The organism is Dactylosporangium salmoneum (genome assembly GCF_039532525.1).
GTDB lineage: Bacteria > Actinomycetota > Actinomycetes > Mycobacteriales > Micromonosporaceae > Dactylosporangium > Dactylosporangium salmoneum.
The window spans coordinates 1-24255 of record NZ_BAAARV010000088.1; the positions used below are offsets into that span (position 1 = coordinate 1).

The 24255-nt window shown below is 72.9% G+C and carries 28 protein-coding genes; 22 read left to right on the forward strand and 6 right to left on the reverse strand.

Annotated elements, in window-relative coordinates:
* The first annotated feature begins 144 nt into the window (after positions 1-144).
* The 13 genes from ABD352_RS44185 (at position 145) to ABD352_RS44245 (ending at position 9806) form a co-directional block, all read left to right on the forward strand.
* Positions 145-1218, forward strand: a complete 1074-nt coding sequence (locus ABD352_RS44185) for an amidohydrolase family protein (protein WP_344618817.1) — start codon at positions 145-147, stop codon at positions 1216-1218.
* A 557-nt stretch (positions 1219-1775) separates the two neighbouring features.
* Positions 1776-2423, forward strand: a complete 648-nt coding sequence (locus ABD352_RS44190) for a ribonuclease FAU-1 family protein (RefSeq protein WP_344618592.1) — start codon at positions 1776-1778, stop codon at positions 2421-2423.
* A gap of 156 nt (positions 2424-2579) precedes the next feature.
* Positions 2580-3203 carry a ribonuclease FAU-1 family protein gene (locus ABD352_RS44195; RefSeq protein ID WP_344618818.1) on the forward strand — a complete coding sequence of 208 codons (624 nt, stop codon included), beginning with the start codon at positions 2580-2582 and terminating at the stop codon, positions 3201-3203.
* A 194-nt stretch (positions 3204-3397) separates the two neighbouring features.
* A complete protein-coding gene (rpsP, locus tag ABD352_RS44200; RefSeq protein WP_344618593.1) occupies positions 3398-3862 on the forward strand; it encodes a 30S ribosomal protein S16 in 465 nt (154 codons plus the stop codon).
* Complete coding sequence (locus tag ABD352_RS44205; protein WP_344618594.1) at positions 3837-4094, forward strand: RNA-binding protein; 258 nt, start codon at positions 3837-3839, stop codon at positions 4092-4094. Before rpsP ends, ABD352_RS44205 begins: the two co-directional genes overlap by 26 nt.
* 6 nt (positions 4095-4100) lie before the next feature.
* Complete coding sequence (gene rimM / locus ABD352_RS44210) at positions 4101-4649, forward strand: ribosome maturation factor RimM (protein WP_344618819.1); 549 nt, start codon at positions 4101-4103, stop codon at positions 4647-4649.
* Positions 4650-4818: 169 nt separating this feature from the next.
* Positions 4819-5535 (forward strand): tRNA (guanosine(37)-N1)-methyltransferase TrmD, encoded by a 717-nt coding sequence (gene trmD, locus ABD352_RS44215; protein ID WP_344618595.1) that lies wholly within the window; start codon positions 4819-4821, stop codon positions 5533-5535.
* A 131-nt stretch (positions 5536-5666) separates the two neighbouring features.
* A complete protein-coding gene (rplS, locus tag ABD352_RS44220) occupies positions 5667-6026 on the forward strand; it encodes a 50S ribosomal protein L19 (RefSeq protein ID WP_344618596.1) in 360 nt (119 codons plus the stop codon).
* A gap of 756 nt (positions 6027-6782) precedes the next feature.
* Positions 6783-7598 carry a signal peptidase I gene (gene lepB, locus ABD352_RS44225; protein WP_344618820.1) on the forward strand — a complete coding sequence of 272 codons (816 nt, stop codon included), beginning with the start codon at positions 6783-6785 and terminating at the stop codon, positions 7596-7598.
* A gap of 21 nt (positions 7599-7619) precedes the next feature.
* Positions 7620-8261 carry a signal peptidase I gene (gene lepB / locus ABD352_RS44230; RefSeq protein WP_344618597.1) on the forward strand — a complete coding sequence of 214 codons (642 nt, stop codon included), beginning with the start codon at positions 7620-7622 and terminating at the stop codon, positions 8259-8261.
* A gap of 20 nt (positions 8262-8281) precedes the next feature.
* Positions 8282-8740 (forward strand): NUDIX hydrolase, encoded by a 459-nt coding sequence (locus ABD352_RS44235; RefSeq protein WP_344618598.1) that lies wholly within the window; start codon positions 8282-8284, stop codon positions 8738-8740.
* A gap of 2 nt (positions 8741-8742) precedes the next feature.
* On the forward strand, positions 8743-9489 hold the full coding sequence (locus tag ABD352_RS44240; protein WP_344618599.1) for a ribonuclease HII: 747 nt from the start codon (positions 8743-8745) through the stop codon (positions 9487-9489).
* A complete protein-coding gene (locus ABD352_RS44245) occupies positions 9486-9806 on the forward strand; it encodes a DUF2469 domain-containing protein (protein WP_033357832.1) in 321 nt (106 codons plus the stop codon). The genes ABD352_RS44240 and ABD352_RS44245 overlap by 4 nt, the downstream gene beginning before the upstream one ends.
* Before the next feature lie 42 nt (positions 9807-9848).
* On the opposite strand, the gene ABD352_RS44250 is transcribed toward ABD352_RS44245, so the two are convergent.
* Positions 9849-10028: a hypothetical protein gene (locus tag ABD352_RS44250; RefSeq protein WP_344618600.1), complete on the reverse strand. Its 180-nt coding sequence runs from the start codon at positions 10026-10028 to the stop codon at positions 9849-9851.
* A 138-nt stretch (positions 10029-10166) separates the two neighbouring features.
* Between ABD352_RS44250 and ABD352_RS44255 the strand changes: the two genes are divergently transcribed.
* The gene (locus tag ABD352_RS44255; RefSeq protein ID WP_344618601.1) at positions 10167-10748 is read left to right on the forward strand and encodes a M23 family metallopeptidase; all 582 of its coding nucleotides are present in this window, start codon (positions 10167-10169) and stop codon (positions 10746-10748) included.
* Between the two features lie 10 nt (positions 10749-10758).
* Here ABD352_RS44255 and ABD352_RS44260 read toward each other — a convergent pair whose 3' ends face one another.
* The 4 genes from ABD352_RS44260 to ABD352_RS44275 all read right to left on the reverse strand — a co-directional run bounded on the left by ABD352_RS44260 (position 10759) and on the right by ABD352_RS44275 (position 14692).
* The gene (locus tag ABD352_RS44260) at positions 10759-11919 is read right to left on the reverse strand and encodes an aminotransferase class V-fold PLP-dependent enzyme (RefSeq protein WP_344618602.1); all 1161 of its coding nucleotides are present in this window, start codon (positions 11917-11919) and stop codon (positions 10759-10761) included.
* Between the two features lie 531 nt (positions 11920-12450).
* Entirely contained in the window at positions 12451-13362 is a 912-nt protein-coding gene (locus ABD352_RS44265; protein WP_344618821.1) for a tyrosine recombinase XerC, read from the reverse strand.
* A gap of 695 nt (positions 13363-14057) precedes the next feature.
* Positions 14058-14417 (reverse strand): hypothetical protein, encoded by a 360-nt coding sequence (locus tag ABD352_RS44270; RefSeq protein WP_344618603.1) that lies wholly within the window; start codon positions 14415-14417, stop codon positions 14058-14060.
* Entirely contained in the window at positions 14414-14692 is a 279-nt protein-coding gene (locus ABD352_RS44275) for an ACT domain-containing protein (RefSeq protein ID WP_344618604.1), read from the reverse strand. Before ABD352_RS44275 ends, ABD352_RS44270 begins: the two co-directional genes overlap by 4 nt.
* Before the next feature lie 106 nt (positions 14693-14798).
* On the opposite strand from ABD352_RS44275, the gene ABD352_RS44280 reads away from it, so the two are divergent.
* The 4 genes from ABD352_RS44280 (at position 14799) to dprA (ending at position 19059) form a co-directional block, all read left to right on the forward strand.
* A complete protein-coding gene (locus tag ABD352_RS44280) occupies positions 14799-15836 on the forward strand; it encodes a GNAT family N-acetyltransferase (RefSeq protein ID WP_344618605.1) in 1038 nt (345 codons plus the stop codon).
* Between the two features lie 162 nt (positions 15837-15998).
* Positions 15999-16352 (forward strand): YraN family protein, encoded by a 354-nt coding sequence (locus ABD352_RS44285; protein ID WP_344618606.1) that lies wholly within the window; start codon positions 15999-16001, stop codon positions 16350-16352.
* A complete protein-coding gene (locus tag ABD352_RS44290; RefSeq protein WP_344618822.1) occupies positions 16352-17866 on the forward strand; it encodes a YifB family Mg chelatase-like AAA ATPase in 1515 nt (504 codons plus the stop codon). The genes ABD352_RS44285 and ABD352_RS44290 overlap by 1 nt, the downstream gene beginning before the upstream one ends.
* Entirely contained in the window at positions 17863-19059 is a 1197-nt protein-coding gene (gene dprA / locus ABD352_RS44295) for a DNA-processing protein DprA (protein ID WP_344618607.1), read from the forward strand. The genes ABD352_RS44290 and dprA overlap by 4 nt, the downstream gene beginning before the upstream one ends.
* 5 nt (positions 19060-19064) lie before the next feature.
* On the opposite strand, the gene ABD352_RS44300 is transcribed toward dprA, so the two are convergent.
* Positions 19065-20243 (reverse strand): pyridoxal phosphate-dependent aminotransferase, encoded by a 1179-nt coding sequence (locus ABD352_RS44300; RefSeq protein ID WP_344618608.1) that lies wholly within the window; start codon positions 20241-20243, stop codon positions 19065-19067.
* Positions 20244-20551: 308 nt separating this feature from the next.
* Between ABD352_RS44300 and ABD352_RS44305 the strand changes: the two genes are divergently transcribed.
* The 4 genes from ABD352_RS44305 (at position 20552) to tsf (ending at position 24230) form a co-directional block, all read left to right on the forward strand.
* The gene (locus tag ABD352_RS44305; protein ID WP_344618609.1) at positions 20552-20695 is read left to right on the forward strand and encodes a hypothetical protein; all 144 of its coding nucleotides are present in this window, start codon (positions 20552-20554) and stop codon (positions 20693-20695) included.
* Between the two features lie 207 nt (positions 20696-20902).
* Positions 20903-22141, forward strand: a complete 1239-nt coding sequence (locus ABD352_RS44310; protein WP_344618610.1) for a hypothetical protein — start codon at positions 20903-20905, stop codon at positions 22139-22141.
* Positions 22142-22503: 362 nt separating this feature from the next.
* Entirely contained in the window at positions 22504-23367 is an 864-nt protein-coding gene (gene rpsB, locus ABD352_RS44315; protein ID WP_344618611.1) for a 30S ribosomal protein S2, read from the forward strand.
* 35 nt (positions 23368-23402) lie between these two features.
* Entirely contained in the window at positions 23403-24230 is an 828-nt protein-coding gene (tsf, locus tag ABD352_RS44320; protein WP_344618612.1) for a translation elongation factor Ts, read from the forward strand.
* Positions 24231-24255: the final 25 nt, after the last annotated feature.

Sequence of the window (24255 nt, forward strand, 5' to 3'; positions counted from 1 at the left end):
GCGGGTGCGGCAGGCGTCGCGGGCGCGGGCGCGGCAGGCGTCGCGGGCGCGGGCGCGGCAGGCGTCGCGGGTGCGGGTGCGGCGGGTGTCGCGTCCGCGCGGTCGCGTCATGGCCGGTCGGAGGGCCCGGAGCCGGCCCCAGCGCTGCACGTGCGGGGCACCCTGCTGCCCTCCGGCGAGCGCCGCGACCTGTGGCTGGTCGGCGACCGGGTGACCTTCAGCCCCGTGGCCGGCGCGATCACGGTCGCCGACGAGGGCTTCATCCTGCCGGGCCTGGTCGACGCCCACTGCCACCTCGGGATCCAGCCGGGCGGCCGTCCGTCGGCCGACGTCGACGGCGCGCGGACGCTGGCGATCGTCGACCGGGATGCCGGGGTGCTGGCGATCCGCGACGCGGGGTCGCCGATCCCGTACCCGTCGCTGGACGACGACCACGACGTGCCCCGGCTGGCGCGGGCGGGGCGGCACGTGGCGCCCCCGAAGCGGTACCTGCGCGACATCGGCGTCGAGGTCGGCGAGGCCGACCTGCCGGGTGAGGTCACCCGCCAGGCGGGCCTGGGCAACGGCTGGGTCAAGCTAGTCGGCGACTGGATCGACCGCGGCGTGGGCGACCTGGCCCCGGCCTGGGACGTCGCCGCGATGGCCGGCGCGGTCGCGTCCGCGCACGCCGCCGGCGCCCGGGTGGCCGTCCATGTCTTCGCCGAGGAGTCGGTCGCCGCCCTGGTCCGCGCGGGCGTGGACTCCGTGGAGCACGGCACCGGCCTGTCCGAGGCCGACATCGAGGAGATGTCGCGCCGCGGCACCGCCCTCGTCCCCACGATGATCAACATCGCGACGTTCGGCGGCATCGCGGCGCAAGCCGAGGAGAAGTTCCCGGTGTACGCCCGCCACATGCTCGCCCTCCGCGACCGCTTCCCGTCGGTCGTCCGCGCCGCCCACGAGGCCGGCGTGCCCATCTACGTGGGCAGCGACGCCGGGGGCGGCATCAACCACGGCCTGGCCGCCGAGGAGATGCTCCTGCTCCACCGCGAGGCCGGCCTCTCCCCGGAGGCGGTCCTGCGCGCCGGCTCGTGGGGCGCCCGCGAGTGGCTCGGCTTCCCGGGCCTGGTCGAGGGCGGCCTGGCGGACCTGGTCGTGTACGCCGAGGACCCCCGCAAGGACCTCACCACCCTCCTGCGGCCGCGCCGCATCGTCCTGCGCGGCCGCGTCATCCGCTGACCCTTCGGCCGTCCCACCCGCGCACGTCCCTCGTGTCGTCCGGGGCCGCGGTTCGCTGGTTCGGCCTCGTTTGGCTCGGCTCGCGGGATGCATCGCCGCGCCCGTGCGCGCGACCTGCCGACACTGACGCGGGGGGCGCGGGGGCGCGGGGGCGCGGGGGCGCGGGGGCGCGGGGGCGCGGGGACGCGGGGACGCGGGGACGCGGGGACGCGGGGACGCGGGGACGCGGAGGGGTGGTCGGGCGCCGGGACATGAGGACGCGGGGCGCGGAGGCGCGGGGGAGTGGCCGGGCTTCCGGGACGCGGGGCGCGGAGGCGCGCGGGAGTGGCCGCGCTTCCGGGACGCGGGGCGCGGAGGCGCGCGGGAGTGGCCGGGCGCCGCGGGGGCACGAAGGCGCGAGGGCGCGCGGGAGTGGCCGGGCGCGGGGACACGGAGGCACGGGGGCGCGAGGGCGCGAGGGAGTGGCCGGGCGCGGGGACACGGAGGCGCGGAGGCGTGGGGACGCGGAGGAGCGGCGGGGCTCCGGAGCGCGTGGTGCGGCCGATACAATCACAGGCGTGCCGCTGCGTCCCGGAAGACCGGTCCTGCACCGGCACTTCACTCACGACACGCTGGTCTGGGCGCCGCTCACGCGGGTCGTGGCCGACGACGAGCAGGGCACCCGGCTATGGCTGGCGACCGGCAGCCCACTCATCCGGCAGGTGACCGAGGACGGTCAGGGGCCGCGCGACATGCCCTTCGCGGAGTGGATCGAGGCGCCGAAGAAGATCATCCACGACGTGTACCGCGGGCCGGGCACGCTGAAGTTCCATCCGCGCGGGGCGGCGTACTCCGTGTGGTGGCTCTTCGACCCGGCCGGGGGCTTCCGGGCGTGGTACGTGAACCTGGAGGAGCCCGGCGTCGCGTGGGACGACGGCGCGGTGGCCGGGGTCGACCTCACCGATCAGGACCTGGACATCTGGATCTGGCCCGACCGGAGCTGGGACTGGAAGGACGAGGACGAGTTCGAGGAGCGCCTCGCGTTCCCCGACGCGTACTGGGTGAGCGACCCCGAGGCCGTCTGGGCGCAGGGGCGCGCGGTCCTGCCGGCCATCGAGGCGGGCACCTGGCCGTTCGACGGGACCTGGACCGACTTCCGGCCGCCCGAGGACTGGGCCATCCCGGAGCGGGTCGCCGAGGGCTGGGACCGCCCCCGTGCGCGCTGACGAGCGACGCCGGCCCGACCGCGCGTGGGAATGCCGCACGCCCGGACGCCCAGTGGCATGCCGGGCAGGTTCGAGTGGTCGTCTCCCGCTGCCTCCGGGCCGGGACGGAGCTAGGGAGCGCGGTTGAGCGTCGTCTTCACGCCCGGGGAAGTGGTCATGCACCGCAACGTGCGGCGCGGGCGGATCGGGTGGGTGCGGCCGGCCCGCGTCGTGTCCGATGACGAGCGCGGCCTGCTGGTCTGGATCGCCCGCGACACGCCCGTGGTCAACGAGGTGTCCGGCGACGGTCGCGGGATGCGGTCGATGCCGTTCGCGGAGTACGTCACGCTCGGCACCGGGCTGCGGCACGGCACCTGGAACGGGCCCGGAGTGCTCAAGCTGCACCGGCCGGGCGACCTCGCGCACTCCGTGTGGTGGTTCCGCAACGACGGCGGCGAGTTCACCGGCTGGTACGTCAACCTCGAACGGCCGGCGGTGCGCTGGCGCGACCCGGGCGGGGCGGCCGGGGTCGACGTGACCGACGAGGACCTCGACATTCTCGTCGCGCCCGATCGCAGCTGGGAGTGGAAGGACGAGGAGGAGTTCCTCGAGCGGCTGGCCATCCCGGAGCACTACTGGGTCGCGGACGAGGCGGCGGTGCGCGAGGAGGGCCTGCGCGTCGTCAAGGAGATCGAGGCGGGCGCGTTCCCGTTCGACGGCACGTGGACGGACTTCAGGCCGCCCGCAGGCTGGGACATTCCGGGCCTCACGCCTGGATGGGACAGGCCGCCGGCGCGCTGAGGCGGAATTCGGGAAGGTTCCGGGGTCGTTTTTGCGCACGGTAGCGGGTCTGGCACAATAGTTTGCTGGTATCCGGTGTGCGTCGAGCCCTCTAACCCGGCGTAGCGCCAGTCCAACAGAGCAGCCGACGGCACCATCCCCACGGTGTCCGGGCGGTCGCTCGGCTTCCAACAGATCCAGGAGCGAGCAACCAAGTGGCCGTCAAGATCCGGCTCCTGCGGATGGGCAAGATCCGCAACCCGCAGTACCGCATCGTCGTCGCCGACTCGCGCACCAAGCGCGATGGCCGGGCGATCGAGTTCGTCGGGCTGTACCACCCGAAGGAGGAGCCCTCGCGCATCGAGGTCAACTCCGACCGCGTCCAGCACTGGCTCTCCGTCGGCGCGCAGCCGAGCGAGGCCGTGCAGGCCATCCTCTCCAAGACCGGCGACTGGCAGAAGTTCAAGGGCCTGCCCGCCCCGGCCGAGCCGCTGAAGGTGCGGGCGGCGGCGCCCGACCGTCGCGCGACGTACGAGGCCGAGGCGCAGGCCGCCGCCGGTCTCGCCGACGCGCCGAAGGCGGCCAAGAAGACCGCCGAGCCGAAGAAGAAGGCCGAGGCCGAGGCTCCGGCCGCCGAGGCGGAGGAGCAGTCCGGTGCCGGCGCCGGCGCGGAGGCCTGACGTGCTGCGCCCTGCGCTCGAGCACCTGGTCAAGGGCATCGTCGACAACCCTGACGATGTCCGCGTGCGCATGGTCGACTCCCGTCGCGGTCAGCGGCTGGAGGTCCGGGTCAACCCGGACGACCTCGGCACGGTGATCGGGCGCGGCGGCCGCACGGCCAAGGCGCTGCGGCAGGTCATCATGTCGATCGGCGGCCGCGGCGTGCGCGTCGAGATCGTCGACGCGTACTGACACATGCTGCTCGTCGTCGGCCAGATCTTCCGCGCGCACGGGGTCCGGGGCGAAGTCGTCGTGGACGTGCGCACGGACGCGCCGGCAGAGCGTTTCGCCGTCGGGTCGGTCCTCGAGACCGACTCGACGGCGGTGCGGCATCTGCAGACCGTCCCTCCGGGCGCGTGGCGTCCCCCGCCCACCCTCACCATTGAATCGGTACGCCCACACCAGGGCCGCCTCCTGGTGGTCTTCGAGGGCATCTACGACCGCAACCTCGCCGAGGACATGCGCGGCGTGCTTCTGTGCGTCGACAGCGCCACCATCCCGGCCAGCGAGGACCCCGACGAGTTCAACGACTACGAGTTGGTCGGGCTCGACGTGGTCGACGCCGCGGGGGAGCGGTTGGGCGAGCTGCTGCGCATCGACCACGCGCCCGCGCATGACCTGCTGGTGGTCCGCCTGACCGACGGGCGCACCGGCCTCGTGCCGTTCGTGCGAGAGATCGTGCCCGAGGTCGACGTGCCCGGGCGCCGCATCGTCGTCACCCCGCCGGAAGGCCTGTTCGACCTATGAGGCCCGCCGCAAGGCTCGCCCGGCCGGCAAAGGCCTCAGGAGGGCTCGCCCGGCCGGCAAAGGCCTCAGGAGGGCTCGCCCGGCCGGCAAAGGCCTCAGGAGGGCTCGCCCGGCCGGCAAAGGCCTCAGGAGGGCTCGCCCGGCCGGCAAAGGCCTCAGGAAGGCCCGCATGAGGGTCGACGTCGTCACCATCTTTCCCGAGTACCTCGCGCCGCTGGAGCTGTCGCTCATCGGCAAGGCCCGCACGAACGGCACGCTGCGGCTGGACGTGCACGACCTGCGCAAGTGGACGTTCGACGTGCACCGGACCGTGGACGACACGCCGTACGGTGGCGGCCCTGGCATGGTCATGCGCCCGGAACCGTGGGGCCTCGCCCTGGACGAGCTGGCCGGCCCGGACACGCACCTGATCGTGCCCAGCCCGGCCGGCGCCCCGTTCACCCAGGCGACCGCGCGCGCCCTGGCCGCCGACGAGCACCTGCTGTTCGCCTGCGGCCGGTACGAGGGCATCGACCAGCGGGTGTTCGAGCACGCCGCCGCGCGGATGCGGGTGAGCGAGATCTCGCTGGGCGACTACGTGCTCTTCGGCGGCGAGGTCGCGGTGCTCGTGGTCCTGGAGGCGGTCACGCGGCTGCTCCCGGGCGTGCTGGGCAACGCCGACTCGCTCGTGGAGGAGTCGCACGCCGACGGGCTGCTCGAGGCGCCCATGTACACCAAGCCGCCCAGCTGGCGCGGCCTCGACGTGCCCGAGATCCTGCGCTCGGGCGACCACGGCCGGATCGCCCGGTGGCGGCGCGAGCAGGGCCTGCAACGCACCGCCGAGCGGCGCCCGGACCTGATCGCGGCGCTGGAGGAACGCTCCCGCGGTACCGATCAAGGGGCCTGATTTCAGGTTCGGCGCGTCGATGTGGCAAAGTAGTGAGGTTGCCGCGGGCGGATGCGCCGGGCACCCATGATCACCAGACCCTCGCGCGCCGCGGAAGTAGGGCGTGCCTTGAGTGACGAGGAACAGTCGCGATGAACACGCTGGACGCGCTGGACGCACAGTCGCAGCGGACCGATATCCCGGGCTTCCGCGCCGGCGACACCATCAAGGTGCACGCCCGGGTCGTTGAGGGCAACCGGTCCCGGGTCCAGGTCTTCCAGGGCGTCGTGATCCGTCGCCAGGGCGCCGGCCTGCGGGAGACCTTCTCGGTTCGCAAGGTGAGTTTCGGCGTTGGTGTCGAGCGCACCTACCCGGTCAACAGCCCGGCCGTCGACCGGATCGAGGTCGTGACCCGCGGTGACGTGCGCCGCGCCAAGCTGTACTACCTGCGCGATCTCCGTGGCAAGAAGGCCAAGATCAAGGAGAAGCGCGAGACCAAGGTCAGCAGCTGACCGTACGGTCCACGAGAACGTCGACGGGGAGGAGCGCCTGGTGCGTTTCCTCCCTTCGTCGCGTCCGGGATCGGGTTATTCGGTCAAGTGGAGCCGGGCTCCCCAAAGTGGTCCAGTCCATCTAGGCTGACGCCGATGGCAAGCGACCCCTACGGCCGCGATGGTTACGACGATCGCGCCGACGACGTACACCCACGCAACCGCCCCTTCGACCAGGCGGCCGAAGAGCGTGGGCAGCAGCAGCATCCCTTCGGCGGCGTCAGCTACCCGGGGCACGACTACTGGGCCGCGACCGGGCGCCCGGACAACGCCGAGGTGCAGCGCACGTACGACGGCGGGTGGTCGCGTGACCGCGACACCCCCCAAGGCCATCAGGACGTCACCCCAGGGCGTGAAGTTGTGCCCGAGCGGCGAGGGGCCGAGCGCCAGGATCCCGACCGCCGCGGGCGCGACGACCGAGGCGACCGGGGCGACTGGAACCGGCCCAGCCGGGCCTGGGACGACCCGTACGGCTCGCGCCGGGGCCGCTGGGAGGACGAGCCGCCGCTGGTGCGCGACCGCGCTTTCGAGGACGAGGGCGGCTACGACCAGTCCGGGTACGGCGACCGCCGGGACCGCGGTGAGCGGTACGAACGCAGCTATGACCGGGGCGAGCGCTCCCTCGGATCGGGCTCCGGCGCCCGCGCCCGCGCGCGCGGCAACGACGACGATTCGGTGTCGACGTGGCGCAGCAAGGTCCGCCGCAAGCGCAAGAACATGCCGCTGTGGCAGGAGCTGCCGCTGCTGCTGATCGTCGCCTTCTGCCTTGCCGTGCTCATCCGCACCTTCCTGGTGCAGGCGTTCTTCATCCCGTCGGGCTCGATGGAGGAGACCCTCCTCGTCGGCGACCGGGTGCTGGTCAACAAGGTCCTCTACGACGTGCGGGAGCCCGAGCGCGGCGAGGTCGTGGTCTTCACCGGACCCGACACGTGGGCGCCGGAGAACCAGATCGACAAGGACGCCGGGTTCTTCGCGGAGCTCGGCCGTACCGTCGGGGATCTCGTGGGCTTCTCACAACCCGGCGAGAAGGACTTCATCAAGCGGGTCATCGGCCTGCCGGGCGACACCGTGGCCTGCTGCGACGTCGACGGCCGGGTCACGGTCAACGGCTACCCGCTCGATGAGTCCTCGTACCTCTACGAGGACTCGCCGCTGGACGCCGCCCCCAACCCGAAGCAGTGCACCGCGCGCCGCTTCGGCCCGATCAAGGTGCAGCCAGGCCAGATGTGGGTGATGGGCGACCATCGCGGCGTCTCCCAGGATTCGCGCTGCCAGGGCCAGGTGCCGATCGACAACGTGATCGGCCGCGCCTTCGTGATCCTGTGGCCGAGCAGCCGCTGGGGCTGGCTGCCGGTGCCCGATACGTTCAAGAACGTCCCGAAGCCGGCGGCTCTGGGGCCCCCGGGGCCGATCGTCCATCGCGCACCGAACGCCCCGCTGGTCCCAGACATCGTGCTTGCCCCGATCGCGGTTTCCCTCACGCTTTCGGCCCGTTCGGCGCGTCAGGAGCGGTTGAGGCGTCGCCGATGGTAACGAACACGTACCCTTCAGGGCGTGATTGACGAGCAGACCAAGAAGCCCAACACCTTCTGGCGCGAATTGCCGGTTTTGCTGGGCGTGGCGATCATCGTCGCCGTCGTGGTGCGGGCCTTCGTACTCCAGACCTTCTACATCCCGTCGGAGTCCATGGAGAACACCCTGCTGATTCACGACCGGGTCCTCGTCAACAAGCTGGTGTACGACTTCCGTTCTCCCCACCGCGGCGAGGTCATCGTCTTCAAGGCGCCGGACTCGTGGCGCAACGACCCGTCCGAAGAGGACTTCATCAAGCGGGTCATCGCGGTCGGCGGCGACCACGTGGTGTGCTGCGACGACAAGCAGCGGATCACGGTAAACGGCACGCCGCTGGACGAGACCTACATCTACGCCAATCCGGACGGGCTGCAGGACCTGCCGAGCGAGGAGCAGTTCGACGTCACGGTGCCCAAGGGTCGCCTGTGGGTGATGGGTGACCATCGATCGCGGTCGGGCGACTCGCGGTACAACTTCATCCGCACGAAGGATACGAACCAGGCCACGATCGCCGAGGACAATGTCATCGGCCGCGCCTTCGTGGTCTTCTGGCCCTTCTCGCGCGCGAAATGGCTCGGTGTGCCGGACACCTTCGAGAAGGTGCCGGATCCCGCGACGCGGTGAGGACGCCGTAGGCTCGTCGTATGACGGAGGCGGCGGCAGAGATTGACCGCAGAGCGGCCCGCGTGCTGCTGCTCGACCCGTCCGGGCGCGTGCTGCTGCTGCGCGGATGCGACCCGGCCCGCCCCGAGCACCAGTACTGGTTCACCGTCGGCGGCGGCCTGGAGCCGGGCGAGACGCTCGCCGACGCGGCCGTGCGCGAGGTCTACGAGGAGACGGGGCTGCGCATCGCCCCGGGCGACCTCGCGGGCCCGGTGCGCACCGACCGCGTCGAGTTCCCGTTCGACGGCCGGTGGTACAGCCAGGAGCAGTCGTTCTTCGTGGTGCGCGCGGAGGCGTTCACGGTCGATCTGTCCCGCCTCGTCGACTACGAGGCGGACTCCGTCGACGAGGCCCGCTGGTGGTCCGTCGGCGACCTGGACGCGACGGGGGAGCGGTTCTACCCCGCCGACCTCGCCACCCTGCTGCGGGAGGTGGGCTGAGCATGCTCGCGCCCCCGCGCACCGTCGTGCACCGCGCAGCGGGCCTGTGGGCCCTGGAGCGGGCCCTGCAGCGGCGGGGCTTCACCCGGGTCGCCGGCGCCGACGAGGCGGGCCGTGGGGCCTGTGCGGGGCCCCTCGTCGTGGCCGCCGTCATCCTGCCGCCCGGACGCCGCGGCGAGATCGACGAACTCAACGACTCCAAGCTGCTGACCGCGGCCGCGCGGGAGCGTATCTACGAGCAGGTGGTGCGCCGCGCGGAGGCGTGGAACGCAGTGATCATCCCGCCCGGCGAGATCGACCGCCGCGGCCTGCACGTGTGCAACCTCGCCGGCATGCGCCGCGCCCTCGCGGGCCTGTCGGTGCGGCCGGAGTACGCGCTGACCGACGGCTTCAAGGTCGACGGCCTCGGCATCCCTGGCCTCGCCGTGTGGAAGGGCGATCAGGTCGCCGCGTGCGTCGCGGCGGCCAGCGTGGTGGCGAAGGTCACGCGAGATCGGATCATGGAGCAATTGCACGAGTCGTACCCCGAGTACGGCTTCGACGAGCACAAAGGTTATGCGACCCCGGACCACGGCGCGGCCCTCGTCGCGCACGGCCCTTGCCCCGAGCACCGTTTCTCGTACGCGAACGTCGCGGCGGTGGGACGGCCGGGCCAGAGGCGCGGTAACGTCGGCGTGGCGCCCGGCGACGCCGCACGGGTTCCGGCGCAAGTGGGCGACAATGTGGCTATGGAAGGCGGACCGCGATGAGCGCCGAAGATCTCGAGAAGTACGAAACCGAGATGGAGCTGCAGCTCTACCGGGAGTACCGCGACATCGTCCGCCAGTTCTCCTACGTGGTGGAGACCGAGCGCCGCTTCTACCTGGCGAACCAGGTCGATCTGCACGTGCGCAACTCGGACGGCGAGGTCTACTTCGAGGTCGAGATGCACGACGCCTGGGTCTGGGACATGTACCGGCCCGCCCGGTTCGTGAAGAACGTGCGGGTCATGACCTTCAAGGACGTCAACGTCGAGGAGCTCGAGAAGCCCGACATCTCGCTGCCCGACAACGGCTTCGGCGGCTGACCCGGCCGGACATGATCGCGGGCCCGGCCGAGAAATTTTCGGTCAGCGCCGGGTCCGCATCGGCCGGCTGAGGCGGGTGTACAGGTACCAGGCGCCGCCCACGACAAGCGCCCCGACGATCAGGTACCCGATGAGGCCGAAAACCAGCTTGACCAGCCCCCAGGCGACCATCCCGACCACGATCAGGCCGATGATGACCAAGGCCGCCTTCAATGCGTTCATGCCGGTTCCCTCCCGTTGTGTCCGGTGCTTATAGCAGAAATCGCGGCACTTCGCGGGTTATCCACAAGCACCCAGTTATCCACAGAATAGCCATGATCGCGTTTGCCGGGTTCGCCGGTTTGGGCCACGCTCCCCGGCATGTTGAAGACCCTGGCTCGCCGTTTGCTCACGCTCGCCGCCTCCGCCCTTGCCGCCGCCAGTGCCGCCGTGGCCGCATTCGGCGCCGCCTTCGCCTCGCCTCCGGCCCCGGCCGACCCGCCCACGCCTCCGCCGCCGGCGGCCGCTCAGCAGGCGCCTGAGAGCCGTTACGAGGCCCCGCTGGACGGGCCGGTGACCGTGACCCGGCCGTTCGAGCCACCGTCGGACCGGTACTCCTCCGGCCACCGGGGCGTCGACCTGGCCGGCGTGCCCGGTCAGCTCGTGCGCAGCGCCGGGGCCGGCACGGTGATCTTCGCCGGGATGGTCGGCGGGCGGCCGGTGGTGAGCGTGGAGCATGCGGACGGGGTGCGCACCACCTACGAGCCGGTGACGGCCACGGTGGTGGCGGGGCAGGCGGTGTCGCCCGGGACGCCGTTGGGGCGGCTGAGACCGGGCCATCCCGGGTGCCCGGGTGACGCGTGCCTGCACTGGGGTCTGAAGACCGAGAAGGGGGTGTACCTCGACCCGCTCAGCCTGCTGCGCCCCGTTCGCGTCCGGTTGTACCCGTCTTCCGCGACCTAGTCTCCGCGACCTAGCGGGTGAGCAGCTTGGGTAGGCCTTCGGCGAGGCGCTGGTAGTCCTCGGGGCGGTTGTACACCTGCGCCGACAGCCGCAGCAGCGCGCGCCCGCGCCAGCCGGTGAGCCCGACCTCGACGCCCAGCTCGTCCGCGATCCGGCGGCGCAGCGCCGCGACCGCGCCGGGCTCGCCGGACACGGCCGGGGCCAGCGGCACCACCGTCATCGGCAGCCCGGTCGTGGCCGGCACCTCGGCGCCGAGCGCGCCGGCCACGACCCGCTGCCCGTACTCCGCCAGCGCCGCGTTGTGCCGCCGCACCGTCTCGATGCCCAGCGATCGCAGCACGAACAGCCCGGTGGGCGCGGCCAGCCATGGCGTGTAGTCGTGCGCCCCCACCCACTCCAGGCTGCCCGGGAACCCCGCGCCCTCCGACCACGACAGCACCAGCGACCGGATCCGATCCCGCCACGCCGGTGCGACGCTCAGCAGCGCCGTCCCGCGCGGCGCGAACGCCCACTTGTGGAGGTTGCCGACCCAGAAATCCGCCCCCAGCTGTGCCACGGGCTCGTCCAGGATGCCCGGCGCGTGCGCCGCGTCGACGTGGACCGCCGCGCGGTCGCCGCACTGCTCGCGCACCGCTTGGACGATCCGCCGCACCGGCAGCACGCGCGCGGTCGCGGCCGTGACGGAATCCACGATGACCAGCCGGGTGCGCGGCGTGATCGCCTCCCGCACGGCCGCGGTGACTTCCGCGTCATCGGGCGCCATCGGTACCCGCACGACGCGATGGACGGCCCCGGTTCGCCGGCAGGTGGCCGCCACGGCGAGGTCCACGGCGCCGTACCCGTGATCGGTCGTCAGGATCTCGTCCTCGGCCTCGAAGGGCACGCTGCCGAGCACGATCGACGTGCCGGTGGAGGCGTTCTCGACCAGCGCGGTACCGTCCGGATCGGCCCCCACGAACGCCGCGAGATGCCGCCGGACGTGCGCGATGCGCTCCTCGATCCCGACCGAGAAGAACCGGTGGGGATTGCCCTCCATCTCGTCCCGGAGCCGCTGTTGGGCCCGCTGCACCGCGATCGGCACCATGCCGAACGCCCCGTGATTGAGATGCGCGACGGTCGCGTCGGCGGAGAACAGCAGCCGGGCGCCGGGCAGCGGCTCGGGAGCGGACATGTCGGGCGCTACCGTCCCGTCACAGCGCGGCTTGCGCGGCCTGGGTCATATCCACGATCTTAGGGCCCGTTGGGCGCTCCCGCGCCTGGTTGCCGCCCTCTCACCCGCCCCTTTGCACTCTCTACTGCGTCCGCGTCCTCGCGTGCGCGTCCTCGCGTCCGCGGTCCTCGCGTGCGCGTCCTCGCGTGCGCGTCCTCGCGTCCGCGGTCCTCGCGTGCGCGTCCTCGCGTCCGCGGTCCTCGCGTCCGCGGTCCTCGCGTGCGCGTCCTCGCGTGCGCGTCCTCGCGTCCGCGGTCCACGCGTGCGCGTCCTCGCGTCCGCGGTCCACGCGTGCGCGTCCTCGCGTCCGCGGTCCACGCGTGCGCGTCCTCGCGTCCGCGGTCCACGCGTGCGCGTCCTCGCGTCCGCGGTCCTCGCGTACGCGTCCTCGCGCCCGTGGCTCGGCGCGCGTCCGCGCCGGTGGCTCGCGTGCGCGTCTTTGCGTCCGTGGCTCGCATGCCTCCGTGCCGGGCTGCTTGCCCGGATGCGGGGCTACGCGCGCGGATGCGCCTGCTCGTACGCGGCGCGCAGCCGCTCGATCGACACGTGGGTGTAGATCTGCGTGCTCGACAGCGAGGCATGACCGAGCAGTTCCTGCACCGAGCGCAGGTCCGCACCCCCTTCGAGCAGGTGCGTGGCGGCCGAGTGCCGCAGATCGTGCGGCGATGTGTGCGGCAGCCCGGCCGCGCGTGCGTACCCGTCCACGATCCGCCGCGCGGCCCCCGGCTGCAGCCGGCCCCCGCGCGCCCCGAGCAGCAGCGCCGTCCCGCTCTGCGGCCCCTCCAGCGCCGGTCGCCCGTGCCGCAGCCACTCGGTCACCGCCTGGTCGGCGGGCAGGCCGTACGGCACCGAGCGCTCCTTGTCGCCCTTGCCCACCACCCGCACGACGCGCCGCATCCGGTCCACGTCGCCGAGGTCCAGCCCGCAGAGCTCGCTGACGCGGATCCCCGTGCCGTACAGCAGCTCCAGCACCGCCCGGTCGCGCAGCCCGACCGCGTCCAGGCGCCCGGCCGGCGAGGTCACCAGCTTCTCGGCCTGGTCCGCGCGCAGGACGGTAGGCAGGTCCCGGTGCGCCTTCGGGCTGGCCAGCCGCTGCCCCGGGTCGGCCTCGATCAGCCCCTCCCGCTTCGCCCAGGCGGTGAATGTGCGCGCGGACGCCGCGTGCCGGGCCAGGCTCGTCCTGGCATCGCCGGCCGCCCGCCTCCGCGCGAGCCAGCCCCGCAACACCGTGAGCGTCAGGTCCGCCGGCGCGTCCGCGCCCTCGCTCGCCGCGTGATCCAGCAGGGAGACGACGTCGCCGACGTACGCCCGCACCGTGTGCACGGAGCGGTTGCGCTCCGCCGCGAGGTACCGCGCGAAGTCGTCCACGGCGTCTCGCATGGCCGTGGGCAGCCGTTCGTGCATCTCGGCCGTGCCGGCGACGGCCGCGTCCGCGCTTCCGCGCCCGGCAGTCCGCGCGGCCCCGCCGCCGGCCCGCTGCGTCGCGTCACCACGTGAGGCGGGCCGCCCGGCCTTGCGCGCCCCCGGCCGCCCGGCCTTGCGCGCCCCCGGGCGACCGCCGCTGCCGCCCTCGGCCGCGTCGTCGCCGCGCGGTGGCTCCTCGACGCCGGCGCCAGCGCGCCCGCCCCGCGCGGACGCGTCGACCCCAACGCGGGGGAGCCGACCCTCGGGATGCGGGAGCCCGTCGGTATCCGCCGCGCCCCGCGACGACTCGTTCGGACGTCTGGTCGCGTCGATGTCCGGCAACCGCGCGGGCACGATGGGCTCGCCAGCCGGCGTGGGGCCGGTGCCCCGAGTCTCGCCTGGCCGGTCCGCGGCATCGGCTCGTCCGGGCACTCCGTTGTGGTCATCTGCATCGCGCGGCCGCACAGGCACGGACGGCTCGTCAGGTCGTCCGGGCACTCCGTTGTGGTCATCTGCATCGCGGGGCCGCGCAGGCACGGCCGGCTCGTCAGGTGATGCCGCGGACTCCCCAGCCACGTCCGCCTTGTCGGGCCGCGCGGAGGCGGAGCCGGGCCCCCGCGACTTGACGGCGGGCTCGACGTCATCGCGACCGGACCGGCTGCCGGGCGCGGGTGCGCCGCGTCGCGTCGGGCGCGTCAACGGCGCTGCTGCTCTTCGAGGAACCGCTCGATCAGCCCGCGTACCACCGCGGCCATGGTGAAGCCGTGCTCGGTGCACCAGGCGCGCAGCTCGGCGTGCCGCTCCGCAGGCAGGCGGAACGTCACGAGCTGGCTCTCCTCGCCCGCCGGCAGTGAGCCGCCGAGCGCGCCGTGGCTGGCCGCCTGGCTCAGGTCCGGGGCGTCCATGAGGTTGCGCCCGCGCAGCTCGGGGCTGGTCAGCAGGGCGCTTTGGCCGACCGGGACGGTTCGGTTGAGCAGCCAGACGGTGAGCTCCTGGCGAGCGTCGGCCGGAAGTGTCTCGAGCAACGCCACGAGCTTGTCGACAGGAGCGGTCATACGGTCACGATAGCGCCCGCTATCCCGCTATCGCTATTGACCGGCTCCATCGCCACCACGCGCACGCCCTGAATCTCCTCCAGCAGCTCCGGCAGGGTCCGGTCAATCACCACGCCCGGAACGCTGACCAAGAACTCGTCCGTTGCCACGGCGCCGTCGCGGCCCAGCACGCGCATCTGGCGGATGTCCACGCCCAGGCGGCCGAGCAACGTGGTCACCTGGCCCAGGGAGCCGGGGCGGTCGGGCAGTTCGACGATTACGTGACGTAGCGACATGGGGCAAGCCTGACGACGCTGCGTTTCCCGGCAGTTACGACGCCACGTCGTGCGGCTTTCCGGAGAATCGTTGACAGAGTCAAGCGATCGCATGACGATGTCAACTATGACTATCGAGACGGTCGCCGCGTTTCGCCGGTTCAACCGCTTCTACACGAATCTCATCGGGGTGCTGCGGGCCGGGCTGCTCGACTCGCCCTATTCGCTCGCCGAAGCGCGGGTGCTGTACGAGCTGGCCAACGCGCCCGTGCCCGCGCTCGAGGTGGCCGGCCTGCGGCAGGGACTGGACATGGACGCGGGCTACCTGAGCAGGATCCTCGGCCGCTTCGAGGCCGACGGGCTGGTCGTGCGCGAGCGCTCGGACGCGGACGCCCGCAAGCAGCGGATCCGGCTCACCGACGCCGGCCGGACCGCCCAGGCCGAGCTGGACCGGCGCTCGGACGCGCAAGCGGGAGTGCTGCTGGGCGCCGCCACGGAAGGGGACCAGCGGCGGCTCGTCGGCGCCATGGGCGCGATCGAGTCGATCCTCACTAGCGCCGGCCCGACCGCGTCCGGCGTCCGCGCGGGGGCCGGAGCCGGGGCGGGCGCCGCCGCGCACGGTGGCGCGACGTCCGGGCGCACGGTGGTGCTGCGCCCGCCCGGGCCCGGCGACCTGGGTTGGGTCGTGCAGCGCCACGGCGCGCTGTACGCGGCCGAGTACGGCTGGAACGACGAGTTCGAGGGGCTTGTCGCGCGCATCGTCGCGGACTACGCGGAGTCGCGCGATCCGCACTGGGACCGCGGCTGGATCGCCGAGGTGGACGGCGAGCCGGTCGGATCGATCTTCTGCGTCCGCGCGGACCCGGGCGATGCCGCCGAGGGGCCGGGGCCGGCGGCCGGGCTTGCCCGCGGTACCACCGCGAAACTCCGGCTCCTGCTGGTCGAGCCCAAGGCTCGGGGGATGGGCGTGGGTGGTCGGCTGGTCGACGAGTGCGTCCGGTTCGCCCAGAGCATCGGTTATGCCGACATGGTCCTGTTCACGCACGACATCCTCGTCGAGGCGCGCCGCCTCTACCAGCGCGCCGGGTTCGTGCTCGACAGCGAGGAACGCAAGCCGGCGTACGGCCAAGATCTCGTCCATCAGCACTGGCGCAGAAATTTTTGAGCCGAGGCCCGGTAATGGCCACACCAGGGCTGGCCTGCGCCGCGACCCCGCTACATACCAAAGTCAAATAACCTGTCCGAATTTATCCACAAGCCCTCGGTTATCCACATGTTGATCTCCGTCGCGCCGCATTGATCGCTCCGGCCGGTCAGAGTCGCCCGCATGACGAACCGCAACCAGATCGTCGGCGCCTTCGGCGAACGCATCGCCTGCCGGTACCTCGTGTCGCAAGGGCTCGTGCTGCTCGACCGCAACTGGCGCAGCAGGGCCGGGGAACTCGACGTGGTCGCCCGGGACGGCGGCGACCTGGTGTTCGTGGAGGTCAAGACCCGCCGCAGCACCCGCTACGGACAGCCCGTCGAGGCGCTCGTCCCGGCGAAGGTCCGCCGCCTGCGGACCCTGGCCCGGATGTGGCTGGCCGACAGCGGCGAGCGCTGCGAACGGGTGCGCTTCGACGTCATCAGCGTGCTCGTGGGCCGATCCGTGGCCGTCCAGCACCTGCGCGGGGCGTTCTGATGGGGTACGCCATGGTCCGCTCCGTCGCCCTGCACGGCGTGGCCGGCGAGGTGATCGTCGTCGAGGCTGACGTGGCGCCGGGCCTGCCCAGCCTGGTCGTGTCCGGACTGCCCGACGCCGCGCTCAGCGAGGCCCGCGACCGCGTGCGCGCCGCCGTGCACAACTCCGGCGCGTACTGGCCGCAGCAGCGCATCACCGTCAACCTGCTCCCCGCCCATGTGCGCAAGCACGGTTCCGGGTTCGACACCGCCGTGGCGATCGCCGTGCTGGCGGCGGGTGCGGACCTCCCGATCGGCCGGCTCGCCGACGCGGTCGTCCTCGGCGAGCTGGGGCTGGACGGCACGATCCGCCCGGTGCGCGGAGTCCTGCCGGCCGTCCTGGCCGCCAGCCGGGCGGGGGTCGGTTTCGCCGTGGTACCGCAGGCCAACATCACGGAGGCGCGCCTGGTCCCCGACATCGAGGTCCGAGCCGCCGACTGCCTGGGCCGGATCCTCGGTTACCTCTACGGCTCGGAGAACCTGCTCGATCCGGTCCTCGAAGGTCCTCCGCCTGAGCCTCCCCCACTCGATCTCGCCGACGTCCTGGGTCAGGAGCGCGGCCGGCGGGTCATCGAGCTCGCAGCCGCGGGTCGTCATCATGTCGCGATGTTCGGTCCGCCCGGAGCCGGAAAAACGATGCTCGCGGCCCGATTGCCCGGCGTGCTTCCGCCGCTGTGCGATCAGGAGGCCATCGAGGTCACGGCCCTGCATTCGATTGCCGGCACCCTGGCCCCTACCGGTGCATTGATACGGCGCGCGCCGATCCAGGCTCCACACCACACGGCTTCGGTTTCCGCGCTCGTCGGCGGGGGCTCAGGGCTGGCCAAGCCGGGCGCCATCAGCCTTGCGCACCATGGGGTCCTCTTCCTCGACGAGTGCGCGGAATTTGCATCCGGCGTGCTGGACGCCCTGCGCCAACCGCTGGAGCAGGGCGAGGTTCGGCTTCGGCGTACATACGGTGAGACCGTTTACCCAGCGCAGGCCCAGCTCGTGATGGCGGCCAACCCCTGCCCGTGCGCGAAGCCGGGCGGTCGGCAGATGTGCCAATGTCCGTCGATCATCCGGCGGCGATATCAGGCCAGGCTGTCCGGACCGCTGATGGATCGGGTCGATCTTCAGGTCGATCTCGATCCGGTCCGCTCGGCGGCGCTGCTGAACACGGAGCACGTCGAGCCGTCCTCCGTGATCGCCAAGCGGGTGATGATGGCGCGGCAGGCGGCCACCGAACGATGGGGCGCGAGCGCCAGGACCAACGGGGACGTTTCCGGGGCGATGCTGCGGGACAAGCGGTTCCGGCTATCCCGCCAGATCCTGCGCCCGCTGACGGTCGAGATGGATCGGGGCCGCCTGTCGGCCCGCGGGTTCGAACGATCCGTGCGAGTTGCCTGGACGATCGCCGACCTCGACGGGCGCCAGCGGCCCGAGGCGGCGGACGTGCGGGAGGCGCTCGAGATGCGATCGAGGACGGCCCGATGAACGAGGAGCGGGTGTCGCAGATGGCGCTGGGCACGCTCGTTGAGCCCGGTAGCAGGGAGCTCGGCGTGCTGGTCCGCTCGGTCGGGGCGCAGGAGGCGCTGGCCCGGGTGATCGGCGGGTTCGGCATCTCGGCGCAGCTGGCCGGGGCCGTGCAGGCCAGGCTGCGCAGCGCCGGCGTGCTCGACGCGGCGGACCCGGGTGCGCAGGTGGCCGAGCAGATGGCGGAGCAGGCGGAGCGCAGCGGTGCGCGGATCGTCACCGCCGCCGACACCGAGTGGCCGCAAGCGCTCGACGAGCTGGTACGGGCCAGCCGCGAGGGCAACGTCCTGCGGAGGGACACGGACCCGCCCATGTGCGTCTGGCTGCGCGGTCCGCTGCGGCTGGACGAGGCGCTGGAGCGGTCGGTGTCGGTGGTCGGGGCGAGGGCGATCACGGGGTACGGCGGATATGTCGCCTCGGAGTTCGCCTTCGGGCTGGCGGAGCGGGGGTGGACGGTCGTGTCCGGTGGCGCGCTCGGCGTCGACGTGACCGCGCACCGCGGCGCCCTGGTCGCGGGCGGGCCGACGGTGGCGGTGCTGCCGTGCGGGATCGAGCGGGCGTACCCGGCGGCCAACGCGGCGGTGCTGGAGCAGATCGGCGCCGACGGGCTGCTGCTGACCGAGTGGGCGCCGGGGACGATGCCGCACAAGACGCGGTTCCTGACCCGCAACCGGGTCATCGCCGCCGCGACCAGGGGCACCGTGGTGATCGAGGCCGGTTCGCGCAGCGGGGCGCGCAACACGCTCGGGTACGCGCGGCTGCTCCAGCGCGCCGCGATGGTGGTGCCCGGGCCGATCAACTCGGCGATGTCGGTCGGCTGTCACCTGGAGCTGCGCCAGCCGGGCACGGTGCTGGTGACCCGGGTCGAGGAGATCATCGAGGAGGTAGGCGCGGTGGGGGAGCTGGCCGACCCGATCCAGGGCGCCGGGCGGCCCGAGGACGTCCTGGACCCGCTGCAGGCGCGGATTCTCGACGCCGTGCGCCCCCGCCGGGCCATGGCGGCGGAGCAGATCGCGGCCACGGCCGGGGTGAGCGGCCGCGACGCCCGGCGCGCGCTGCCGCTGCTGGAGGAGCTGGGGTTCGTGGTGTCGGGCGTGGACGGGTACCGGCTGCGCCGCGAACCGCGCGGACCGGTCGACGAGGAGGACCGGTGAACGCGTCAGAGCCGCTGCAGCCGGACGACCGCCTCGTCGAGCACCTCGTCGCGCTTGCAGAAGGCGAAGCGCACGAGCCGCCGGCCGGCCTCGGCGTCGTCATAGAAGACCTGCGTCGGTACCGCGACGACACCACAGCGTTCCGGCAACGACAGGCAGAACTCCACCCCGTCGGTGCCGCCCAGGGGCGTGATGTCGGCGGTGACAAAGTACGTGCCCTCGGGCTGCAGCACGGCGAACCCCGCCTCCGCCAGGCCCTTGCACAGGCGGTCACGCTTGCGCTGCAGGTCGTCGCGGAACTCCTGGTAGTACGACGATGGCGAGGCCAACGCCATCGCGACGGCGGGCTGCAGGGGGCCGGCGTTGACGTACGTCAGGAACTGCTTGACCCGCGTGACGGCCGACACCAGGGGACGGGGGCCGCACACCCAGCCGATCTTCCACCCGGTGCACGAGAACGTCTTGCCGGCGGAGGAGATCTGCACGGTTCGCTCCCGCATGCCCGGCAGCCCGGCCAGCGGCACGTGCGGCGCGGAGGCGTCGCTGAACACCAGGTGCTCGTAGACCTCGTCGGTGACGGCGAACGCGTCGAACTCCACGCACAGCGCGGCGATCTGGGCGAGCTCGTCGGCGGTGAAGACCTTGCCGGTCGGGTTGTGCGGCGAGTTGAGCAGCACCAGCCGGGTCCGCGGGCCGAAAGCGGCGCGCAGCTCGTCGGGGTCGAATGCGTACCTGCCGTCGGCGACCCGCAGCGTCACCGGGCGGCGGACGGCTCCGGCGAGGGCGATCGAGGCGGCGTACGAGTCGTAGTAGGGCTCGAAGCAGACGACCTCGTCGCCCGGCTCGCACAGCGCGAGGATGCTGGCGGCGATCGCCTCGGTGGCGCCGGCGGTCACCAGGATCTCGCCGTCGGGCTCGTAGTCGAGGCCCCAGAACGCCCGCTGGTGGGCGGCGACTGCGGTGCGCAGCTCGGGGACGCCGGGGCCCGGCGGGTACTGGTTGCGGCCTCCGTGGATCGCCGCGGCGGCGGCCTCCAGCATCGCGGCGGGACCGTCGGTGTCGGGGAAGCCCTGCCCGAGGTTGACGGATCCGGTGCGCACGGCCAGCGCCGACATCTCCGCGAAGATGGTGGTGCCGAACGGGCGCATGCGGGCGACGAGGTGGTCACGCGTGGCGTCAGTCACCCCCCGAGTATGCGGCCCGGGCCCGTCGCTCCCGCAGTCCGCGGCGCCCCGCGTGGCCGGACGCAGGTGGGCGAGCCCCAGCCGCAGCGGGCCGAGCCGGTCCGGGCCGCGGCTGGGCGCCCTGGCGGGAGCGGTCGGTCGATCGCGAGCGTGCGGGCTCTGGCCTGCGCGGCCGCCGGGTGCCGGACCGCGTGCACGACGGGCGGGAGCGGTCGGTCGATCGCGAGCGTGCGGGCTCTGGCCTGCGCGGTCGCCGGGTGCCGGACCGCGTGCACCGGCGGGAGCGGTCGGTCGATCACGGTCGCCGGGTGCCGGACCGTGTGCACCGGCGGGAGTGGTCGGTCGATCACGGTCGCCGGGCGCTGGGCCGGGAGGAGTCGCTGGGCGATCGGCTCGCCGGTGGGGCCGAGTTCGCCAGCCGCGAGCGGCCCGCGTCGGACCGTACGGGCTAGGGGGAGCAGGTCGCCGCCGGGCGAGCGCCGCGGTCGGCGCCGCGCCGCGTGCGTAGGGCCGGACCCGCGCTGGGGGTGAACTTGCGGGGGAGAACGGCCAACGAAACGAGCGGATGGGGATGGGGAGGTGTTGCTGGGCAGCGACGCAGATTACACGGACCTTTGCCGGGTGGCGAGGATCATGTCGAGGGCCTACCGTGACGTGCCGTGGATGGACGCCGGAACTTCACCCCGGGACCGGAGGCGGATTCCCGCTGGTACCCGGACGACCGTGGGTACGACGATCGCGGGTACGACGACCGCCGGGACGACCGGATGCGTGACGAGCGGGACCGGGACCGGGATCGGGACTGGGACGAGCGGGCCCGTGACCCGCGCGGCCGTGACGACGACCGGGGGTACGGCGAGGACCGCGGGTACGGCGGCGACGACCGGGGCTACGGCGGCGAGGACCGCGGATACCCCGCTGAGGACCGCGGGTACACGCCGACGCGGTACGCGGACGAGCGGGAGTACGACGACGGGTACCGGGTGCCGGAGCCGCGCAGCGGGAGCCGGGGGTACGCGGCGGAGACTTCCGGCTACGGCGACAGCCAGGGCGGGCAGTTCGGTGCACCGGCCGGCGCGGGCCGGGGTGGTGACGCGAGTGGTGACCTTTCGGGCGAGTTCGGCGGGCGGTCGCGGCGGTCCGAGGCGCTCGACCGCGCGGCGCTGCAGCGGCCGGTGTCCGGCGGGGCGACGTCGACCGGCGCCTCGGGTGGCGCCCTCGGCGTGGGCCCGAGCGGCCTCGGCGCCGGGAACAGCCCCGCAGCCCCGAGCGGACTGAGCACCACGAGCGGGCCGAGCGCCACCAGCGGACTGGCCGCCACGAGCGGAGCCGGCGCCGGTGGGCTCGGCGGACCGGGCGGGGGCTCCGCGCTCTCGTCGTCCGGCGCGCCGATCCCCGGGCTCGCCGCGGCGCAGGGCATGCCCACGTCGGGCGCCGGCCTCGGTGCGGGTACCACCGCGCCGGTGTCGAGCGGGCCGACCGGCGCGCCGCCGAGCGCGTTCGTGGCGCCCACCGCGCTGACCGCGGCGGTTCCGGTGCCCCAGCAGCAGGCGCCCCAGCAGCAGTACGGCGGCGGGCAGCCCGAGCCGGGCGGCGCGGTGTACCGCAGCAAGCGGCCCGGGCTGGCGGTCGTGCTCGTGCTGGCGACGATCCTGTTCGAGGTGCCGGTGCTGCGCCTGTTCGTCAACGCGATGACCGCGAAGGAGGTGCTGGTGGGGGCGACCCTGTCCGGCATCTTCATGATCCCGGCGCTGCCGATGTTCGCGCTCGGGCTGTACGGGCTCATCGGCGGGGCGGCCGCGGCGGCGCCCGGTGCTCGGGCGTGGCTGCGCACGCCGCTGGTCTACCTGCCGGTCGCGCTGCTCCTGTTCGTCTCCGCCGGCCTGGCGGCCTCCTGACGAGACGGCGGCCGCTGACCGACGGAGGCGGCCGCCGTCACCCTCCGTAGGCGCGGCGATCACGACAAACCCCCGCAAACAACACGGGACCGGGGGGATTCGAGGTTGCCGGGCCGCGGCGCGTACACTTTCCCCCGGCGACCGCACACCGTGCGGTCGACCTCGCGCGCCCTCCCTAGCCCGGTCGCACCGTTCTCTTGCGCCGGGTGAGTTTCCAAGGGCGGCGGCCGCCCTGGTCCCGATAGGCACGCCGGCAGACGACTGCGGCGTGCGCCGAGGGTTGAGACGGCCGACGACCAGGCGCCAGGACGGTGGGCCGACCGGCCCGCCGTGACAACCAGGATCGAAGGGATCCCGCAAACATGGCCGTGACCATGCGCCAGCTGCTCGAGAGCGGCGTGCACTTCGGACACCAGACCCGCCGCTGGAACCCGAAGATGAAGCGCTTCATCTTCACCGAGCGCAATGGCATCTACATCATCGACCTGCGCCAGACGCTCGACTACATCGAGAAGGCGTACGACTACATCCGCAACACGGTGGCCGAGGGCGGCTCGGTGCTGTTCGTCGGCACCAAGAAGCAGGCCCAGGAGGCGATCGCCGAGCAGGCGACGCGCGTGGGGCAGCCGTACGTCAACCACCGCTGGCTCGGCGGCATGCTGACCAACTTCCAGACGGTCTACAAGCGGCTGCAGCGGATGAAGGAGCTCGAGAGCCTCGACCTGACGGGGACCGCGCAGGGGTACACCAAGAAGGAGACCCTGCAGCTCTCCCGCGAGCAGACCAAGCTCAGCCGCACGCTGGGCGGCCTGCGGGACATGCAGAAGCTGCCGTCGGCGATCTGGGTGATCGACACCAAGAAGGAGCACATCGCCGTCGACGAGGCGCGCAAGCTGGGCATCCCGGTGATCGCCGTGCTCGACACCAACTGTGACCCGGACGAGGTCGACTTCCCGATCCCCGGCAACGACGACGCCATCCGCTCCGCGGCGCTGCTGACCCGCGTGGTCGCCGACGCGGTCGCCGACGGGCTGATCGCTCGCTCCGGGCGCGCGACCCGCGCCGACCAGAAGCCCGAGCCGGGCGTCGTGGCCGGCGACGAGCCGCTCGCCGAGTGGGAGCGCGAACTGCTCGAGGGCGCCAAGGCGACCGAGGCCGCTCCGGCTGCTCCGGCTGCTCCGGCCGCTCCCGCCGCTCCCGCCGCCGAAGAGAACCCCCAGGCGTAACTGCCCAGGCGTAATTCACAGAGCGAGAGAGAGTCATGTCCAACTTCACCGCCGCGGACGTCAAGCGACTCCGCGAACTGACCGGCTCCGGCATGATGGACTGCAAGAAGGCGCTCGAGGAGGCCGAGGGCGACTTCGACAAGGCCGTCGAGCTGCTGCGCATCAAGGGCGCCAAGGACGTGGGCAAGCGGGCCGGGCGCACCACCGCCAACGGCCTGGTCGCGCACCACGCCACCGGGCTGGTCGAGATCAACTGTGAGACCGACTTCGTCGCCAAGAACGAGGCCTTCGTCGAGCTCGGCCAGAAGCTGGCGGAGCAGGTCGACGCGGTCAAGCCGGCCGACGTGGACGCGCTGCTGGGCTCGAAGCTCGGCGACACCACGGTGGCCGACCTGATCCAGGCCGAGTCGGCCCGCATCGGCGAGAAGCTCGTCGTGAACCGCATCGCCGTGCTGGGCGAGCAGGTCGCCGTCTACATGCACCGCAAGAGCCCGGACCTGCCGCCGCAGGTCGGCGTCGCGGTCGAGTTCACCGGCAAGACCGATGAGGCGGCCGTCGCGGACGCCCGCGGCGTGGCGATGCAGATCGCCGCGATGCGGCCGAAGTACCTCACCCGCGACGAGGTTCCGGCCGAGGTCGTCGAGTCCGAGCGGCGCATCGCCGAGGAGACGGCCCGCGAGGAGGGCAAGCCCGACGCGGCCCTGCCGAAGATCGTCGAGGGCCGGGTGAACTCCTTCTTCAAGGACTTCGTCCTCATCGAGCAGCCCTCGGTCAGCGACAACAAGAAAACCGTCAAGCAGGTGCTGGCCGAGGCCGGCATCGAGGTGACGCGCTTCGTGCGGTTCGAGGTCGGCCAGGCCTGACCGGCCGAAACGAGCCAAGAGTGAG

What these genes read in the sequence shown, in the direction of transcription:
- ABD352_RS44235 (WP_344618598.1), top strand. Translation starts at nt 8,282, where the DNA reads ATGACGGAGGCGGCGGCAGAGATTGACCGCAGAGCGGCCCGCGTGCTG.
- ABD352_RS44245 (WP_033357832.1), top strand. Translation starts at nt 9,486, where the DNA reads ATGAGCGCCGAAGATCTCGAGAAGTACGAAACCGAGATGGAGCTGCAG.
- rplS (WP_344618596.1), top strand. Translation starts at nt 5,667, where the DNA reads ATGAACACGCTGGACGCGCTGGACGCACAGTCGCAGCGGACCGATATC.
- ABD352_RS44270 (WP_344618603.1), bottom strand. Translation starts at nt 14,417, where the DNA reads ATGACCGCTCCTGTCGACAAGCTCGTGGCGTTGCTCGAGACACTTCCG.
- ABD352_RS44290 (WP_344618822.1), top strand. Translation starts at nt 16,352, where the DNA reads ATGGGGTACGCCATGGTCCGCTCCGTCGCCCTGCACGGCGTGGCCGGC.
- ABD352_RS44280 (WP_344618605.1), top strand. Translation starts at nt 14,799, where the DNA reads ATGACTATCGAGACGGTCGCCGCGTTTCGCCGGTTCAACCGCTTCTAC.
- rpsB (WP_344618611.1), top strand. Translation starts at nt 22,504, where the DNA reads ATGGCCGTGACCATGCGCCAGCTGCTCGAGAGCGGCGTGCACTTCGGA.
- tsf (WP_344618612.1), top strand. Translation starts at nt 23,403, where the DNA reads ATGTCCAACTTCACCGCCGCGGACGTCAAGCGACTCCGCGAACTGACC.
- ABD352_RS44195 (WP_344618818.1), top strand. Translation starts at nt 2,580, where the DNA reads ATGCACCGCAACGTGCGGCGCGGGCGGATCGGGTGGGTGCGGCCGGCC.
- ABD352_RS44265 (WP_344618821.1), bottom strand. Translation starts at nt 13,362, where the DNA reads ATGCACGAACGGCTGCCCACGGCCATGCGAGACGCCGTGGACGACTTC.
- ABD352_RS44260 (WP_344618602.1), bottom strand. Translation starts at nt 11,919, where the DNA reads ATGTCCGCTCCCGAGCCGCTGCCCGGCGCCCGGCTGCTGTTCTCCGCC.
- ABD352_RS44240 (WP_344618599.1), top strand. Translation starts at nt 8,743, where the DNA reads ATGCTCGCGCCCCCGCGCACCGTCGTGCACCGCGCAGCGGGCCTGTGG.
- ABD352_RS44285 (WP_344618606.1), top strand. Translation starts at nt 15,999, where the DNA reads ATGACGAACCGCAACCAGATCGTCGGCGCCTTCGGCGAACGCATCGCC.
- dprA (WP_344618607.1), top strand. Translation starts at nt 17,863, where the DNA reads ATGAACGAGGAGCGGGTGTCGCAGATGGCGCTGGGCACGCTCGTTGAG.
- ABD352_RS44250 (WP_344618600.1), bottom strand. Translation starts at nt 10,028, where the DNA reads ATGAACGCATTGAAGGCGGCCTTGGTCATCATCGGCCTGATCGTGGTC.
- lepB (WP_344618820.1), top strand. Translation starts at nt 6,783, where the DNA reads ATGCCGCTGTGGCAGGAGCTGCCGCTGCTGCTGATCGTCGCCTTCTGC.
- trmD (WP_344618595.1), top strand. Translation starts at nt 4,819, where the DNA reads ATGAGGGTCGACGTCGTCACCATCTTTCCCGAGTACCTCGCGCCGCTG.
- ABD352_RS44275 (WP_344618604.1), bottom strand. Translation starts at nt 14,692, where the DNA reads ATGTCGCTACGTCACGTAATCGTCGAACTGCCCGACCGCCCCGGCTCC.
- ABD352_RS44255 (WP_344618601.1), top strand. Translation starts at nt 10,167, where the DNA reads ATGTTGAAGACCCTGGCTCGCCGTTTGCTCACGCTCGCCGCCTCCGCC.